The 14927-nt window shown below is 71.1% G+C and carries 14 protein-coding genes; 5 read left to right on the top strand and 9 right to left on the bottom strand.

Translation table 11 applies throughout. The features are described 5' to 3' along the window. Positions 1 to 112: 112 nt before the first annotated feature. Together ACO2Q3_RS26030 and ACO2Q3_RS26035 are read left to right on the top strand one after the other, a co-directional pair. A complete protein-coding gene (locus tag ACO2Q3_RS26030) occupies positions 113 to 1159 on the top strand; it encodes a 1,9-bis(guanidino)-5-aza-nonane synthase (protein WP_423312082.1) in 1047 nt (348 codons plus the stop codon). A gap of 286 nt (positions 1160 to 1445) precedes the next feature. Beyond that, on the top strand, positions 1446 to 2273 hold the full coding sequence (locus ACO2Q3_RS26035; RefSeq protein WP_423312084.1) for an MBL fold metallo-hydrolase: 828 nt from the start codon (positions 1446 to 1448) through the stop codon (positions 2271 to 2273). Between the two features lie 7 nt (positions 2274 to 2280). Here the strand turns inward: ACO2Q3_RS26035 and ACO2Q3_RS26040 are convergent, their stop codons facing one another. Then, on the bottom strand, positions 2281 to 3054 hold the full coding sequence (locus tag ACO2Q3_RS26040) for a molybdopterin-dependent oxidoreductase (protein WP_423312086.1): 774 nt from the start codon (positions 3052 to 3054) through the stop codon (positions 2281 to 2283). Continuing rightward, positions 3051 to 3926, bottom strand: a complete 876-nt coding sequence (locus ACO2Q3_RS26045) for a cytochrome b/b6 domain-containing protein (RefSeq protein ID WP_423312088.1) — start codon at positions 3924 to 3926, stop codon at positions 3051 to 3053. Before ACO2Q3_RS26045 ends, ACO2Q3_RS26040 begins: the two co-directional genes overlap by 4 nt. A 90-nt stretch (positions 3927 to 4016) precedes the next feature. On the opposite strand from ACO2Q3_RS26045, the gene ACO2Q3_RS26050 reads away from it, so the two are divergent. Then, on the top strand, positions 4017 to 4808 hold the full coding sequence (locus ACO2Q3_RS26050) for an acid phosphatase (protein ID WP_423312090.1): 792 nt from the start codon (positions 4017 to 4019) through the stop codon (positions 4806 to 4808). Continuing rightward, complete coding sequence (locus ACO2Q3_RS26055) at positions 4805 to 5767, top strand: thioesterase family protein (protein WP_423312092.1); 963 nt, start codon at positions 4805 to 4807, stop codon at positions 5765 to 5767. The genes ACO2Q3_RS26050 and ACO2Q3_RS26055 overlap by 4 nt, the downstream gene beginning before the upstream one ends. 12 nt (positions 5768 to 5779) lie before the next feature. Here the strand turns inward: ACO2Q3_RS26055 and ACO2Q3_RS26060 are convergent, their stop codons facing one another. The 6 genes from ACO2Q3_RS26060 to ACO2Q3_RS26085 form a co-directional block, all read right to left on the bottom strand. Then, the gene (locus tag ACO2Q3_RS26060) at positions 5780 to 6601 is read right to left on the bottom strand and encodes an alpha/beta fold hydrolase (RefSeq protein WP_423312094.1); all 822 of its coding nucleotides are present in this window, start codon (positions 6599 to 6601) and stop codon (positions 5780 to 5782) included. A gap of 166 nt (positions 6602 to 6767) precedes the next feature. Beyond that, positions 6768 to 7958, bottom strand: a complete 1191-nt coding sequence (locus ACO2Q3_RS26065) for a pentapeptide repeat-containing protein (protein WP_423312096.1) — start codon at positions 7956 to 7958, stop codon at positions 6768 to 6770. Positions 7959 to 8117: 159 nt separating this feature from the next. Then, on the bottom strand, positions 8118 to 8660 hold the full coding sequence (locus ACO2Q3_RS26070; RefSeq protein ID WP_423312098.1) for a DUF1697 domain-containing protein: 543 nt from the start codon (positions 8658 to 8660) through the stop codon (positions 8118 to 8120). After that, entirely contained in the window at positions 8657 to 9616 is a 960-nt protein-coding gene (locus ACO2Q3_RS26075; RefSeq protein WP_423312100.1) for a magnesium transporter CorA family protein, read from the bottom strand. Before ACO2Q3_RS26075 ends, ACO2Q3_RS26070 begins: the two co-directional genes overlap by 4 nt. Positions 9617 to 9782: 166 nt before the next feature. Further along, a complete protein-coding gene (locus ACO2Q3_RS26080; RefSeq protein WP_423312101.1) occupies positions 9783 to 10460 on the bottom strand; it encodes a CHAP domain-containing protein in 678 nt (225 codons plus the stop codon). A gap of 67 nt (positions 10461 to 10527) precedes the next feature. Beyond that, a complete protein-coding gene (locus tag ACO2Q3_RS26085) occupies positions 10528 to 11643 on the bottom strand; it encodes an acyltransferase family protein (protein ID WP_423312127.1) in 1116 nt (371 codons plus the stop codon). A gap of 250 nt (positions 11644 to 11893) precedes the next feature. On the opposite strand from ACO2Q3_RS26085, the gene ACO2Q3_RS26090 reads away from it, so the two are divergent. After that, a complete protein-coding gene (locus tag ACO2Q3_RS26090) occupies positions 11894 to 12697 on the top strand; it encodes a TerC family protein (protein ID WP_423312103.1) in 804 nt (267 codons plus the stop codon). Positions 12698 to 12715: 18 nt separating this feature from the next. Here ACO2Q3_RS26090 and ACO2Q3_RS26095 read toward each other — a convergent pair whose 3' ends face one another. Continuing rightward, the gene (locus tag ACO2Q3_RS26095) at positions 12716 to 14878 is read right to left on the bottom strand and encodes a primosomal protein N' (RefSeq protein WP_423312104.1); all 2163 of its coding nucleotides are present in this window, start codon (positions 14876 to 14878) and stop codon (positions 12716 to 12718) included. Positions 14879 to 14927 lie beyond the last annotated feature (49 nt).

Below are 14927 nucleotides of genomic sequence, written 5' to 3' on the forward strand. Positions count from 1 at the left end.
TCACCGAAGGGGCCTAAAAGGCCGCTGATCATCCTCCGCCCCAGCCGTCGCTCCGTCCGGCTGGGGAGACCAGGCAACGACGGGCGCTCACCCCTGAAGGGAAACCTAAGCGATGAACGCTCCCGTTCCGAACACCAAGGCCGAGCTGCTCTCCAAGACCGTCGAGCACGTCGATATCACCGCCTACGACGCCCGGCCGGTGATCGACGCCATGCGCAAGATGAGCTTCACCAGCCGCGACACCGCCCGCGCAGCCGACATCCTCGACATGGCGGTCAGCGATCCGGACTGCTCGCCGTGGCTGATCCTGGCCGGGTCGACCTCGGCCGGCGGCTGCATGCACGTCTACCGCGACATGGTGAAGTTCGGCATGATCGACGTGGTGGTCGCCACCGGCGCCTCGATCGTCGACATGGACTTCTTCGAGGCCCTCGGCTTCAAGCACTACCAGGCGGCCGGTCCGGTGGACGACAACGTCCTGCGCGCCAACTACATCGACCGCATCTACGACACCTATATCGACGAGGAAGAGCTGCAGAACTGCGACGCGACGATCTACGAGATCGCCAATTCGCTGGAGCCGCGCCCCTATTCCAGCCGCGAGTTCATCTACGAGATGGGCAAGTGGCTGGCCGCCGGCAACGCCAAGAAGCCCGGCTCGCTGATCCAGACCGCCTACGAGGAAGGCGCGCCGATCTTCTGCCCGGCGTTCGTCGACAGCTCGGCCGGCTTCGGCCTGGTCAAGCACCAGAAGGAAAGGATCGCGGCCAAGCAGCCCTATCTGACCATCGACGCGGTGGCCGACTTCCGCGAGCTGACCGACATCAAGATCGCGGCCGGCACCACGGGCCTGTTCATGGTCGGCGGCGGCGTGCCGAAGAACTTCGCCCAGGACACCGTGGTCTGCGCCGAGATCCTCGGCATCGAGGCCGACATGCACAAGTACGCGGTGCAGATCACCGTCGCCGACGTGCGCGACGGCGCCTGCTCGTCCTCGACGCTGCAGGAGGCCGCCTCCTGGGGCAAGGTCAACACCACCTTCGAACAGATGGTGTTCGCCGAGGCCACCACCGTCGTCCCGCTGATCGGCTCCGACGCCTACCACCGCGGCAGCTGGAAGACCCGCGAGAAGCGCCGCTGGCAGAAGCTGTTCGCCTAGGCGCGGGCGGCTCGGGAAAGCGTTCAGGCCCTCCGGTTCGCAGCCGGAGGGCGGAACCCCTCACCCTTCCTATGGGAGAGGTGTTTTCCCCAGTGCGATCAGATAGATGAAATTCCCGAGGCGCCCCTCTCTGCCACCTCTCCCATAGGGAGAGGAAGGGGTCCGCGTGGCTTGCGTGAGCAAGTCGCGTGGGAAGGTGAGGGGTTCCGCCCCTCCAAAGAGCCTGCGGCCCTCGACTATCGACACTCAAACTGCCATCTTCTGCGCGAACGCGGAGGAGACGCCGATGGACGTGGTGCTGCTGGGGACTGGCTCGCCTATCCCGCATCCGGAGCGCGCCGGGCCGGCGACGCTGGTCAAGGCGGGCGGGGCGAACCTGCTGATCGACGCCGGGCGCGGGGTGATCATGCGGCTGATGGGGGCGGCCACGCCGCCGCCGGCGCTGTCGGCGATCCTGCTGACGCACATGCACTCCGACCACATCTGCGACCTGAACGACGTGATCACCACCCACTGGATCATGACGCCGGCGCCCATGCCGCTGAAGATCTATGGGCCCAAGGGCGTGGCGGCGCTGGTCGAGGCCACCCTGGCGATGCTGGCGTTCGACGTGCGCTACCGCATGGACCACCACGACGACCTCAACGCCCCGCCGCAGGTCCAGGCGATCGAGCTGGAGCCGGGGGACGCCTTCACCGTCGGCGGCTGCGCCATCACCGCGCACCGCACCGACCACTCGCCGGTGCATCCGACGCTCGGCTACCGCATCGAGGCCGGGGCGGCGAGCGTCGCCGTGGCCGGTGACACCATCCCCTGCCCGGAGCTGGACGCCCTGTGCGCCGGCGCGGACGTCTATGTGCAGACCGTGATCCGGCGCGACCTTGTCGAGCGCGTGCCCTCGCAGCGCTTCCAGGACATCCTCGACTACCACTCGACGGTGGAACAGGCCGGCCAGACCGCGGCCCGCGCCGGGGTGAAGACCCTGCTGCTGACCCACTATGTGCCGCCGATCGTCCCCGGGCAGGAGGAAGACTGGCGGGCGCTGGCCGCGGCGCACTTCGCCGGCGCGGTGGTGCTGGGACCGGACCTGACCCGGGTGTCGGTGGCGGAATAGGCGCCCCTCAGATCCCCGCGTACCACTCGTAGCCGCGGTCGGGCCAGAAGCCGCCCTTGCCGCCGCCGATGGTGTCTAGCCGGTCGGTGACCTCGATCCGCATCACGTACTTGGCCTGCTTGTAGCCGAGGTGCCGCTCGGCCCGCAGGCGCAGGGGCGCGCCGTGGGGGATCGCCAGCGTCTGGCCGTTCATCTGGTAAGCCAGGATGGTCTGCGGGTGCAGGGCGTCCACCAGGTCGAGGCTCTCATAATACTTGCGCTGCCCCTCCCGCGCGCCGGGATCGAAGGTGTCGGCGCAGTGCAGCACCACGTACTTCGCCCCCGGCTTCAGCCCGGCCAGGGCCAGCAGACCCGCCATGCGCGCGCCGGTCCATTCGGCCACGCCGCTCCAGCCCTCGACGCAGTCGTGGCGCGTGACCTGGGTGCGGGCGGGCAGGGCGCGAACCTGATCCAGGCTCAGCGACTGCGGGTGGTCGACCAGGCCGTCCACCACCAGCCGCCAGTCCTTGAAGCCGCCCGCGGCCAGCGCCTGGTAGTCGGCGTCGGCGGGGTTGATCGTGCCGTTGGCCCGGAAATCGCGCGAGATCGAGGCGCGGCTGAACTCCGGCGCCAGGGCCGTGCGCCCGCCGACCAGCCGCTGGGCCCGGCGGCTGAGCCCCTCGGCGCTGGAGATCACGCCGACGACCTTGGGGGATTCGGCGATGCGGTCGCAGCCGGCCAGGATGGCGCCCAGCAGGCTGGCGCCGGCGGCGCCCAGCCACGAACGACGGGAGGCGGTCATGCTGCAGGCTCCTTGCTCGTCTCGACCTCGATGGCGTAGCGGCCGGTGATCATCGAGCGGATGTTGTTCCAGAGGCCCGAGACCACCACCATCACCAGGTGCACGATCACGAACAGGACGATCAGGTTGGCGCAGATGAAGTGGATCGACCGCGCCGACTGGCGGCCGCCGAACAGGGTCAGCAGCCACGGGAAGGCCCCGTCCAGCGCCGGGCTCATGGTCATGCCGGTCAGCACCATCAGCGGCAGCAGCACCAGGGCGACGCCGGCGTAGGCGCCCTTCTGCAGCACGTTGTAGCGGCGCGCCTCCTCGCCCTTCGGAAAGCGCAGCCGGGCGTGCTCGACGATCTCATGCCAGACATGGCCCGGCTTCAGCTGATCGCGGGTGGGGACGAGGTCGCGGCGCAGGTGGCCGCTGATCAGCCCACTGAGCAGATAGACCGCCCCGTTGATCGCGAAGATCCAGGCGAAGAAGAAGTGATAGCGCCGGCCCAGCGCCAGGAACTGCTCCGACGGCAGGGTGATCCAGGGCGGAAAGCCGCGGGGCGCCAGGACCCCATGCACGCGCGAGGCGCCGAACAGGCCGGTGGTGTCGAGGTGGAAGGGCCCGATCTGCGTCTGCCCCGACCACTGTCCGTGGTGGAACTTCGCGCCCAGCGCCAGCCAGGGGTCGGCGAAGGTGGAGGCGTTGCCCCAGTAGAGCGCCGGGTGGGCGTTGAAGATCTGCAGGCCGCTGAGCAGCAGGAAGGTCAGGGCGATCACGTTGACCCAGTGGGTCAGACGCACCGCCAGGCCATGCCGGCGCACCAGCACCTTGCGGGGTCTCGCCGGGGCCGTGGGGGCGGACAGGCTGTCGATCGGGGTGTCGGTCACCGCGCATCCTTCGTCACTGGGTTCGTCCCCTATTCGCCGGACGCGGATCGATGGTTACAGTCCCCGCCCGATCGCCCAGCCGAGTATTGCATGCGCCAATCCATATTCCTGCCGGCCGCCGCCCTTGTCGCGCTTTTCGTCGCCGCCGGAGCGGGGATCGCCGAGGCGCCGCCCGCGCCCTACCTCACCGGCGCCGCCGCGCCGGACACCGTGCGCATCCTGCCGCCCGCCCCGAAGGTCGACTCCGCCCGCGGCGTGGCGGACCGCGCCGTGTTCCGCGCCACCCGGGCCCTGAAGGGCTCGCCCCGGTGGACCCTGGCGCAGAGCGACGCCAACGAGGCCGTTCCCGCCATGCTGAGCGACTTCAGCTGCGCCGCGGGCGCCAGCCTGACGCCGGGCAACGCCCCGAAGCTGGCGGCGATGCTCGCCCGCGTGCGCAAGGATACGGTGGCGGCGGTGAACGGGCCCAAGGACCTCTATCGGCGCCAGCGGCCGTTCCTGATCGACCGGGGTGACATCTGCATCGAGCGGACCCTCGCCCTGGCGGCCAGCCCTGACTATCCGTCCGGCCACACCACCTGGGGCTGGACGGTGGGCCTGATCCTGGCCGAGCTGGCGCCGGACCGGGCCGGGCCGATCCTCAGCCGCGCCCGCGCCTTCGGCGAAAGCCGGGTGGTGTGCGGGGTGCACAACGCCAGCGCCATCGAGGCGGGACGCACCAACGGCGCCGCCCTGGTCGCCGCCCTGCACGGCGACGGCGCCTTCCGCGCCGATCTCGACGCCGCGCGGACCGAGATGGCCGCCGCCCGCGCCGCCGGCCCCATCCCCGACGCCGGCGCCTGCAAGGCCGAAGCGGCCCTCACCGACCGGAGCCCCTGGTGAGCGGCCCGGCGGGCGAGAACGCGCCACAGGACGGCGCGATCGAGGTGTGGCGCGGTGGCGTCAACACCTGGGAGCTGGACGACATGGGCCACATGAACGTCCGCTTCTACGTGGCGCGGGCGGCCGAGGGGCTGGTGGGCCTGGCCGCGGCCCTGGGGCTGCCCGACGCATTCCGGCCCAGCGCCGGTTCGACCCTGCTGATCCGCGAGCAGCACATCCGCTTCATACGCGAGGCCCGCTCGCGCGCGCCGCTGCACATGACCGCCGGGGTGCTGGAGATCGGCGAGAGCGAGGCGCGGGTGCTGCAGTTGCTGGTCCATTCCGACAGCGGCGAGATCGCCGCCGCCATCCAGAGCGTCGTGGCCCACGTCACCGCCGGCGACGGCCGCGCCTTCCCCTGGTCGCCGCGGACCCTGGAGCGGGCCGCCGCCCTGCGCACCACCGTGCCGGCGCACGCCGCGCCGCGCAGCCTGACGCTGGAGCCGCGCGAAAGCATCGCCAGCCTGGCCGCCGCCGAGCACATGGGGCTGGTCCGGCTGGCGGCGGGCGCCTTCCTGCAGGACGACTGCGACGTGTTCGGCCGCATGCGGGTCGAACAGTTCATCGGCCGGGTCTCCGACGGGGTTCCGCGACTGGCCTCCGCGTTCCGCGCCGAGGTGACGGCCGCGTCCGCCGCGCCGCCGGCCCGGGTCGGCGGGGCGGTGCTGGAGTATCGCATCCTGCACCTGGCCTGGCCGCGCATCGGCGACCGCTTCGAGGTGCGCTCGGGCGTCGCCGGCGTCGATCACCGCGCCCAGCGCATGGTGCACTGGATGCTGGACCCCGAGAGCGGTCGCGCCTGGGGGACCTCCGAGGCGGTGGCGATCTCGCTCGACCTCGACGCCCGCAAGATCATCCCGATCACCGAGGACGCCCAGGCCGCGATCCGCCGGCGGATCACCCCGGGGCTGGCGCTGTAGGCGGTTGCGCCGCTAGGCGCGGGCGGCGCGCAGCGCCGCGCGCACGGCCTCGGGCCGCTCCATCGGCAGGAAGTGGGTGGTTCCCGCCAGCACCTCGACCTGGATGCGGCCGGCGGCCACCAGGGCGTCCATGCGCGCGTCCATGCGGCAGGTGCTGCCCTCCTCGGCCTTGAGGATCCGCGCCGGGCATTGCAGGGCCTCGAACGCGGCCACCGTGTCGTGCGCGTGCGAGGTGAAGTTGGAGGCTTCCCAGGCGGGCGCGCAGGCCAGGGTCACCGTGCCGTCAGGCAGGTCGCGGAAGCCGGCGGTGACGTAGTCCTGCAGCATCTCGTCCGGCCAAGTGCGGAAGGCGCCGCGGCCGCGGTAGGCGATGAGCGCCGCCTGGCGGCTTTCGAACACCGCGCGCCGGCGGCGGGCCCCCTCGACCAGCGGCGAGGGCGGCAGGTCGCCGCGCCGCGCCTGGGCTGTGGCGTCGGCGGTCATCACCACGGGATCGAACAGCTGCAGGCTGCGCACGCGGCCGGGCTCGGCGGCGGCGGCCATCACCGAGGCGGCGCCGCCCATGGAATGGCCGGACAGCACCACGTCCGTCAGGTCGAGGGCCTGCAGCAGGGCGACCATGTCCTCGCCCAGATCGTCCCAGCTCTCGCGCCCCTCGACGACCGCCGGCAGGGTCGAGGCGCCGTGGCCGCGCTGGTCCACCGCCAGGAGGCGCAGCCCCTCCCGGCCCAGGGGCGCCAGGATGGTGCGGTAGGTCAGGGCGTTGAAGCCATTGGCGTGAACGAACACCACGTCGTAGGGCCGGTCGGCCGGTCCGAACTCCAGCGCCGCCATGGCGCCCTCCCCGCGCCCTGGCAGGGGAATCAGGCGCCGCAGTGGCTGGTCAGGGGTGTCGCCGTCCATGAACGCTCCGCGCCGGGATCCCAGGTCGGGGTCCTGCCTAGACGCCCTGACGTGGCGTCGTCCATGACGAATGCAGCGCGGCGGGCGCGGAGCCCGGTCAGGCTTCCAGTTCGGCCCCGGCCAGATCGGCGCCGTCGAGGCGCAGATGGTCGCGGTCGCAGCCGAGGAAGCGGGCGCGGCGCGCGCGGGCGCCGGAGAGGTCGGCGTGGCGCAGGCAGGCCCCCGACAGGTCCGCGCGGAGGGAACGGCCCTCGCCCAGCACCAGGGGATCGAGGATCGCCAGGCGCAGGTCGGCGCGGTTGAGATGCGCTCCGGTCAGCCGCACGCCACGCAGGTCGGCGCCGCGCAGGTTGGCGCCGCGCAGGTCGGCCCCGGTCAGGTCGGCGCCCTGCAGCTGCACGCCCTCCAGGTCCATGCCGTAGAACACCGCCTCGCGCGCCATCAGGCCGGTCAGCCTGCGCCCCCGCAGCGAGCCGATCGCCCGCAGATCGGCGCCGGCGAGCCGCGCCGCCGCCCCGTCCCGGCCGTCGCTGACGCAGAACCGCTCGTGGTCGGCCAGCACGAGGTCCAGCCCCCGCTCGCCGGGCCCGGCGCCCGCGGGCGGATCGCGCAGCACGGCGGTCAGGTCGGCGTCCTCCAGGTTGGCGTCGTCCATGTTCAGGCCGCTGATCACCGCCCCGCGCAACGAGGCGCCACCGAGATCGGCGTGGAACACGTCCGCGCCCGACAGGTCGGCCCCGTCCAGGACGGCGCGCGCCAGCTTGGCGCCCACCAGCACGGCGCCGGAGAGATTGGCGTCGGTGAAGTCGGCCGCGGTGGCCCAGGCGCCGGTCATCTGGGCGCCGGACAGGTCGGCCCCCTGCAGCACCGCATAGGTCAGCTCGCCGCCCCGTCCGCCGCCGCCAGGCGTGCGCACCGCCATGCGGCCTTCGCGCAGATCGCAGCCCGCCATGTTGGCCCGCGCCAGGTTCGCGCCGACCAGGTTGGCGCCGCGCAGGTCGCTCTTGGCCAGGTTCGCGCCGCGCAGGTCCGCGCCGCGCAGGTCGCAGCCGTACAGCACCGCCCCCTCGAGGTTGGCGCCGTTGAGCGAGGCGTCGCGGAACACGCAGCCGGTCAGTTCGGCCTCGGCCAGGTTCGCCCGGTCCAGCTCGCGCGCCGACAGGTCGACATAGGCCAGCACGGCGCGCCGGCCGCCGGGCTTTCGCGCCAGGTATCGCCAGTGCAGATCCAGCACCTCGTGCAGCACGTCGGCGGCGATGGGCTGGACGATGGGCGACAGGGCGGTCATGGGCGCGGCGGTCTTGAGCGGGCGGTCGCAGGGAGGCGATCGGGAGGTCGCCAGAGTGGTCGCCGCGCGCTTAAGGAACGGTGCGAAGAGGTGGTTAAGTTCGCGTTTACCGTGTCGCGGCAGGCCGAGTCCCCGGTGTCGCAATGTCGCAGATCGGTCCTAGGCGAGGGCCCTCAGCGCCGCGTCGATCTTCAGCACGGTGTTCCAGTTGCGCCCGGTGCCGGAGCCCAGATGACGGTCGATCAGCGCCGGGGTCAGCTTGGAGTCGCCGATGCCGTCCGGATACACGAACCAGGCCTCGCGCCCCTTGACGGTGAACACCTCGCGCCCGCGGATGGCGGCGCGCAGGGCGTCCTGGGCTTCGGCCGCGGGGGCGCTGCGCAGCAGCAGGGCCACCAGATGGCTGGGATCGTCGCGCGCGGCGTCCGGATAGGGGTTGTCCGCGATCAGCGCGGACCACTGCGCCGGCGTGCGGACCAGCACGGTGAAGCGCCGCCCGGCATGGGCGGCGATGGCGTCCTCCAGCGCCTGCTCCAGTTCGGCCGCCTGGCCCTGGGCGCGGAACACCAGGTTGCCGCTCTGCAGCAGCGTCTTCACGTCCGCCCACCCCTGCGCCTCGGCGAGGGCGCGCAGGTCGGCCATCGGCAGCATGGTCTTGCCGCCGACGTTGACCGCCCGCAGCAGGGCGACGAACGGGGTCACAGCCAGCCCTTGCGCCGGAAGAACAGCAGCGGCCCCAGCGAAGCGGCGACCATGATCGCCAGGGCGGCAAAATAGCCCCACTGCCACGCCAGCTCGGGCATGTGCTGGAAGTTCATGCCGTAGATCCCGGCCACCAGGGTCGGCGGGATGAAGGCGATGGAGAAGATCGAGAAGCGCTTCAGGATCGAGTTCTGCTCGATGTTGATCAGCCCCATCGCCGCATCCAGCAGGAAGGTGATGTTGCCCGACTGGTAGCTGCAGTGGTCGGTCAGCGACTGCACGTCGCGGTGCAGGCTGGCCAGGTGTTCGCGGCACTCGTGGTTGTTCTCGATCTCGTCGGCGAGGCCGGCGAAGCTGATCATCCGGTGCAGCGAGACCAGGCTGTCGCGCACCTTGGAATCCACCACCTGGGCGCGGCCGAGGGTATCGATGATGTCCTCGAACGGCGCCGTGCGGGGCCGCGCGAAGACGTCCAGCGAGGTGCGCTCCACCTGGGCGGAGGTGCGCTCCAGCACGTCGGCCAGCCGGTCGACCACCGCGTCCAGCAGGCCGATCAGCACCTGGGCGCCGCTGGCCGTGCTCTCCGGCTGGCGTTCGGCCTGGCTGGCGAACACCTCGAAGGCGCGCGGGCGTACATAGCGGATCGTCACCAGCCGCCGCCCCGCCAGCACGAAGGTCACCGGCGAGTTGATCGGCCGGGCGGTGTCGGAGGCGGTCAGCACGGTGGCGATCAGCACCGTGGCGCCGGCCTCCTGGTAGAGGCGGCTGGAGGGCTCGATCTCGGCCATCTCCTCGCGGGTCGGCAGCTCGACGCCCAGGCAGCGCTCGACCGCCAGCTCCTCCTCGCGGGTGGGTTCCAGCAGGTCCAGCCAGACGTCGCCGTCGCCGAGCACGAGGTCCTGGGGCGCGAGCACGGTCCGCAGACCCGCGCCGCCGTGGTTCAGGACCTTCAGCATGCAGCTTCCCTCCCAGCCAGGGCGTGGAAGGGAGGCGTAAAGGGGGTGCGGCCCGGAGGCAAGCCGCGGAAGCGGCTTGACTGGGGTGCGCCAAGAAGCAAGCCGCGGAAGCGGCTTGACTGGGTTGCGTCAGGAGGCAAGCCGCGGAAGCGGCTCGCCCCGTAGGCTACTTGTTGTCCTTGGAGGGGCTCTGGCCGGTGGCGGCGGCGATCAGGGCGGCGATCCGGTCGGTGGAATCGGCGGCCTGGCCCAGCATGCCGATCGGCGAAGCGCCCGGACGGACGGCGGCGGCGACCTGGTTGGCGGCGTTGGTGGCCATGGCCAGGGCGGTGTCGCGCGCGGCCGAGAAGCTGTTCGAAGCCTGCTTGGCCGAGGCGTCCTGATAGATGAAGCCGTAGGTCGGGTAGACCGTGGTCCCGAGGTTGCCGTTCGGGTCGTACCAGACCTTCACCTGGCTCCAGTCGCCCTGCGGCGAGACGTCGACCACGGTGACGTTCTTTTCGATCTGGCCACGGCTGCCGTCGATCAGCGACCAGTTGGCGTGGGTGATCTGGATCACCCGGTCGGTCAGCACCTGGCTGACCACGGCCACGTGGCCGAGACGCATGCGGCCGGTGGGCTTGAAGCACAGCACCGCGCCGGCGCGCGGGGTGAAGCCGGTATCGTACTTGCCGGCGGCCTGGTTCCACCAAGTGTAGGCGTCACCGAAGATCTGGATGCCCGAAACCAGACGGGCGAACGGGACACACTGCCAATAGGAGTCTGCGAAAGCCCCCCCCGGTGCGAGGGTGATGGCTACGGCGGCGGCTAAGGAACCTACAAAGGTTCTCATCCGTTGACGCATTACGAAGGTACTCCCCCGGTCCACTGGGTCCTGGGATACCCTTGCCTCACACGAATGAAAAGAGCGTTTACCTCGCGGTCGCGGTCGCAATCGCGTGAGTCACGCGTCGCTGTGCGATGAGTTTCATGCGTTCCCGGGCCGGCTTCTCGATCAGATGGTATGAGGCGGCCGCCAAAGGAACCACCGTCACGACGAATACAAGCCAAGCAAACAGGGGCAGTTTCTTGTCGCTCAAATGCATCACCTTTGTGGCAACGTTTACGAAAACAAGCTGCCATGGGATGCAGATCATATAGACGGAGTAGCTGATTTCTCCGAGATACACGAATGCCGCCTGCGTGCCGAATGAAGATCCGGCGCGGGCAAGTTTCGCCAGCGACAAGATCAGTCCCGCGAAGCCCGGCACGATGAGCGCGTCAGGCGCCCCGAACTGGGCTGCGAGCAGAATGCCGGCGCCAAAAAAAACGGCGCCGATTGCCGCCTGATCGCGTCGTTCCGCCGCGCCGGTCGCACCTGACCGGCGCCAGACCAGGTAGGTCGCACAGCCCAGGGTGAAGCACGGCACGATCCTCAACGCGCCCCAGGCGATCGTCGCCCGGGTCAGCGGGAAGCCGGCCAGCCGCTCGAAGACGACATAGAGGGCCGCCAGGAAGGCGACGGAGCCGGCCATGGCCATGTACGGCCGGTTGCGCAGGCGCCAGGCCAGCCAGCCGAAGGCGGGGAACATCAGATAGGCGAACCACTCGGCGGAGATCGACCAGGACGGATGGTTCCAGCCGGCCTGCGGCGCGAAGCCCCAGGCGTGGATCATCAGCAGGTTCGCCGGCAGGCTGGCCCACGAGAGAATGTTGCCGTCGACGCTCATCCCCGCGGCAAGCGCCACGAGGGCCATAACGCCGACACCCAGCAGGGTGGCGATGTGCAGCGGATAGACCCGCGCCAGCCGCGCCCAGAGGAAGGACCCGTACCGGAAGCGCCCCTCTCCGAGCCCCGTCAGATAGACGTGGCACAGGATGAAGCCGGACAGGGTGAAGAACAGCTCCACCCCCAGATAGCCCTTCTCGACCACCGACGGCGTGCCGGTGACGCCGGCCAGGTTGTGCCAATAGTGGAACAGCACGACCCAGAAGGCCGCGAAGAACCGCAGACTCGTCAGGGGCTTGATGTTGGCGCCGTCCAGCATGGGCATCTACGGGTCCGTCTCGAAGTGGCCAGTTAATCGGAACTGGCTGAACGGACTGCAAACGCCGGGCCAGAAAGCCCTGGGGCGGTCCCGGCCGCTCCGCGATGGCGCCTTGGCGGCGGGACGAACGCTGATGCGGCGCACTCGGAAACCCTGTCGAAACGCCTCCTGCGGGATACCCTCTTCAGCGAACGGCGTGCGGCGCGCTATGACTGCGCCGGTGTTCCGAACCGGGGAGACCTGAGGGTCTATGGAAAATCTGCTGGCGCTCGTCGCCGATCCCACCGCCTGGGCCGCCCTGGTGACCCTGGTGGTGATGGAGGTGGTGCTGGGTGTCGACAACCTGGTGTTCGTCGCCATCATCTCCAACAAGCTGCCGCCGCAGCACCGCCAGCGCGCGCGCCGTGTCGGCCTGGGCCTGGCGCTGGTGCTGCGCCTGGCCCTGCTGTCGGTGATCGCCTTCATCATCCGCCTCACCGACCCGGTGATCTCCCTGCCCTGGTCCCCGCCCCCCGGCCCGGACGGCCACCCGCCGTTCGACCTGCATTTCTCGTGGCGCGACCTGATCCTGATCGCCGGCGGGCTGTTCCTGATCTGGAAGGCCACCCGCGAGATCCACGAGAACGTCGATCCGGCGCACGACGAGGCGACGCATGTCGGGCGCAAGGTGGTCACCGGCCTCGGCGCGGCGATCGTGCAGATCCTGGCGCTGGACATCATCTTCTCGATCGACTCCATCCTCACCGCCGTCGGCATGACCGAGCACCTGCCGATCATGATGGTCGCGGTGGTGATCGCCGTGGGGCTGATGCTGCTGGCCTCCGACCCGCTGGCCGAGTTCATCCGCCGCAATCCGACGGTGGTGATGCTGGCGCTGGGCTTCCTGCTGATGATCGGCGCCACCCTGATCGCCGACGGCTTCGGCGTGCACGTGCCCAAGGGCTACATCTACGCCGCCATGGCCTTCGCCGGCGGCATCGAGGCGCTGAACGGGCTGGCCCGGCGAAAGGCTCCGCGGGAAGCCGCCTTCGACGACTCCGACGCGCAGGAATAGGGCGGGCGGTCGCGGGCCCTAGAAGAAGCTGTACGGATCGACGTCGATCACCATCCGCACCGAGGACGGGACCTTCACCCGCGCCCGCCAGGCGCCGAGGAAGCCCTGCAGGTCGATGTTGCGGTCGGCGCGGACCAGGAAGCGTTTGCGGCGCAGGCCGCGCACCAGGCTGAACGGCGGGTCGGCGGGGCCGTAGACATCCACCCCCGCGGCGTTGGGCGCGGCGGCGGCCAGATCCTGAACGAAGCGCTCGACGACGGCGGGGTCCGGCCCGGCGACGATCACCGCCGCCAGGCGGCCGAACGGCGGCAGGCCCGCGGCCTCGCGCTCGGCCATCTCGATGGCGACGAAGCCGTCTCGATCCCCGGCCTTCAGCGCCTGCATCACCGCATGGTCCGGCATCCAGGTCTGCAGGATCGCCCGCCCCGGGCGCTCATGCCGCCCGGCGCGGCCGGAGACCTGGGCCAGCAGCTGGTAGGTGCGCTCGGCGGCGCGCAGGTCGCCGCCGCGCAGGCCGAGATCGGCGTCGACCACGCCCACCAGGGTCAGGTTCGGGAAGTTGTGCCCCTTGGCGGCGGCCTGGGTGGCGACCAGGATGTCGATCTCCCCCGCCGCCATCGCCTCGATCAGCGCCCGCGCCGAGGCCGCATCGGGCGCCGTGTCGGACGAGAACACCGCCACCCGCGCGTCGGGAAACTTGCGCCGCGCCTCCTCCTCGACCCGCTCCACCCCCGGCCCGATGGAGACGAAGCTGTCCTTGGCCGTGCAGTGCGGGCAGCGGTCCGGCTTGGGCATGGAAAAGCCCGTCAGGTGGCAGACCAGGCGGCCGGTGTAGCGGTGCTCGACCAGCCAGGAGTCCGTGTCCGGCGATTTCAGCTTCTCGCCGCACGCCTGGCACAGCACCAGGGGCGCATAGCCGCGGCGGTTCAGGAACAGCAGGCACTGTTCGCCCCGCTCGAGGGTCTCGGCCATGGCCGCGGTCAGCACCGGCGACAGCCACTCGCCCGCCTGGGGCGGATGCTCGCGCAGGTCCGCCAGCGCGATCTCCGGCAGCTCCGCGTCGCCGTGCCGGTCGGACAGCCGCAGCCAGCGATAGCGGCCGTTCTGGGCGTTCCACAGGCTTTCCAGCGACGGCGTCGCCGAGGCGAGCACGATGGTCGCCGACTCGATCTTGGCGCGGGCGACCGCCAGGTCGCGCGCCTGGTAGATGAAGCCGTCCTCCTGCTTGTAGGAGCCGTCGTGCTCCTCGTCGACGATCACCAGCTTCAGGTCGGCGAACGGCAGGAACAGGGCGGAGCGGGCGCCCACGACGATGCGCGCCTCGCCGGACGCCACCGCCTCCCAGGTGACCCGTCGCCGGGGCGGCGCCACGCCGGAATGCCACTCGGCCGGCAGGGCGCCGAAGCGCCGCTCGAAACGGTCGATCACCGCCTGGGTGAGCGCGATCTCCGGCAGCAGCACCAGCACCTGGGCGTGCGGGTCGCGCGACAGCACCCGCGCCGCCGCCTCCAGATAGACCTCGGTCTTGCCTGAGCCGGTGACCCCGTCCAGCAGGGCGACGCTGAAGCCCTGATCGTCGATCATCGCCTTCAGCACGTCGGCGGCCGCGGCCTGGCTGGGATTGAGCGGCGGGTGCGGACGCTCGACGTCCGGCGGGGCGAACGGCAGGGCGGGCTCGACCAGCAGCATCTCCAGCGCGCCCTCGTCCAGCAGGCCCTTGACCACCCCGGACGAGACGCCGGCGGCCCGCGCCAGCTCGGCGGCGGCGTGCAACCCTTCGCCCGCGACCTCCAGCACCCGGGTTCGCGCCGGCGTCGGCCGGGCCGGCGCCCGGCCGGTGGCGCGCAGTCGCTTCTCCGGCTTCGGTCGAGGGGCGCGCAGGCCGCGGATGGCCATGGCCAGGGGCTGGCCGGGGGCGTCCACCGCATAGCGGGCGGCCCACTCGACGAACTCCAGGGTCCGCGGCGGCAGCGGCGGCTCGTCCAGCCGCTCGGCGATCGGCTTCAGCGGCCGGTTGCCACCGGTCCCGTCGCGCAGGCCGGTGACCACGCCGCGCAGCAGCCTGGGCCCCAGCGGGGCGGCGACGATGTCGCCCAGCGCCAGGTGCATCCCCTCCGGCTCGGCGTAGTCGAACGCCTCCGGCAAGGGCATCGGCAGCAGCACGGAAACTATTCGCGGCATGGCCGTTCCGCACAGAGGACCACGCGGGCAGACACCGGCAAGCAGGGGT

The sequence above is a fragment of the Caulobacter sp. KR2-114 genome (genome assembly GCF_049446115.1).
Lineage (GTDB): Bacteria > Pseudomonadota > Alphaproteobacteria > Caulobacterales > Caulobacteraceae > Acaudatibacter.

Excerpts from the sequence above, each read along its gene's own strand:
- ACO2Q3_RS26030 (WP_423312082.1), top strand. The coding sequence starts at position 113 with ATGAACGCTCCCGTTCCGAACACCAAGGCCGAGCTGCTCTCCAAGACC.
- ACO2Q3_RS26035 (WP_423312084.1), top strand. The coding sequence starts at position 1,446 with ATGGACGTGGTGCTGCTGGGGACTGGCTCGCCTATCCCGCATCCGGAG.
- ACO2Q3_RS26040 (WP_423312086.1), bottom strand. The coding sequence starts at position 3,054 with ATGACCGCCTCCCGTCGTTCGTGGCTGGGCGCCGCCGGCGCCAGCCTG.
- ACO2Q3_RS26050 (WP_423312090.1), top strand. The coding sequence starts at position 4,017 with ATGCGCCAATCCATATTCCTGCCGGCCGCCGCCCTTGTCGCGCTTTTC.
- ACO2Q3_RS26060 (WP_423312094.1), bottom strand. The coding sequence starts at position 6,601 with ATGGCGGCGCTGGAGTTCGGACCGGCCGACCGGCCCTACGACGTGGTG.
- ACO2Q3_RS26065 (WP_423312096.1), bottom strand. The coding sequence starts at position 7,958 with ATGACCGCCCTGTCGCCCATCGTCCAGCCCATCGCCGCCGACGTGCTG.
- ACO2Q3_RS26075 (WP_423312100.1), bottom strand. The coding sequence starts at position 9,616 with ATGCTGAAGGTCCTGAACCACGGCGGCGCGGGTCTGCGGACCGTGCTC.
- ACO2Q3_RS26080 (WP_423312101.1), bottom strand. The coding sequence starts at position 10,460 with ATGCGTCAACGGATGAGAACCTTTGTAGGTTCCTTAGCCGCCGCCGTA.
- ACO2Q3_RS26085 (WP_423312127.1), bottom strand. The coding sequence starts at position 11,643 with ATGCTGGACGGCGCCAACATCAAGCCCCTGACGAGTCTGCGGTTCTTC.
- ACO2Q3_RS26090 (WP_423312103.1), top strand. The coding sequence starts at position 11,894 with ATGGAAAATCTGCTGGCGCTCGTCGCCGATCCCACCGCCTGGGCCGCC.
- ACO2Q3_RS26095 (WP_423312104.1), bottom strand. The coding sequence starts at position 14,878 with ATGCCGCGAATAGTTTCCGTGCTGCTGCCGATGCCCTTGCCGGAGGCG.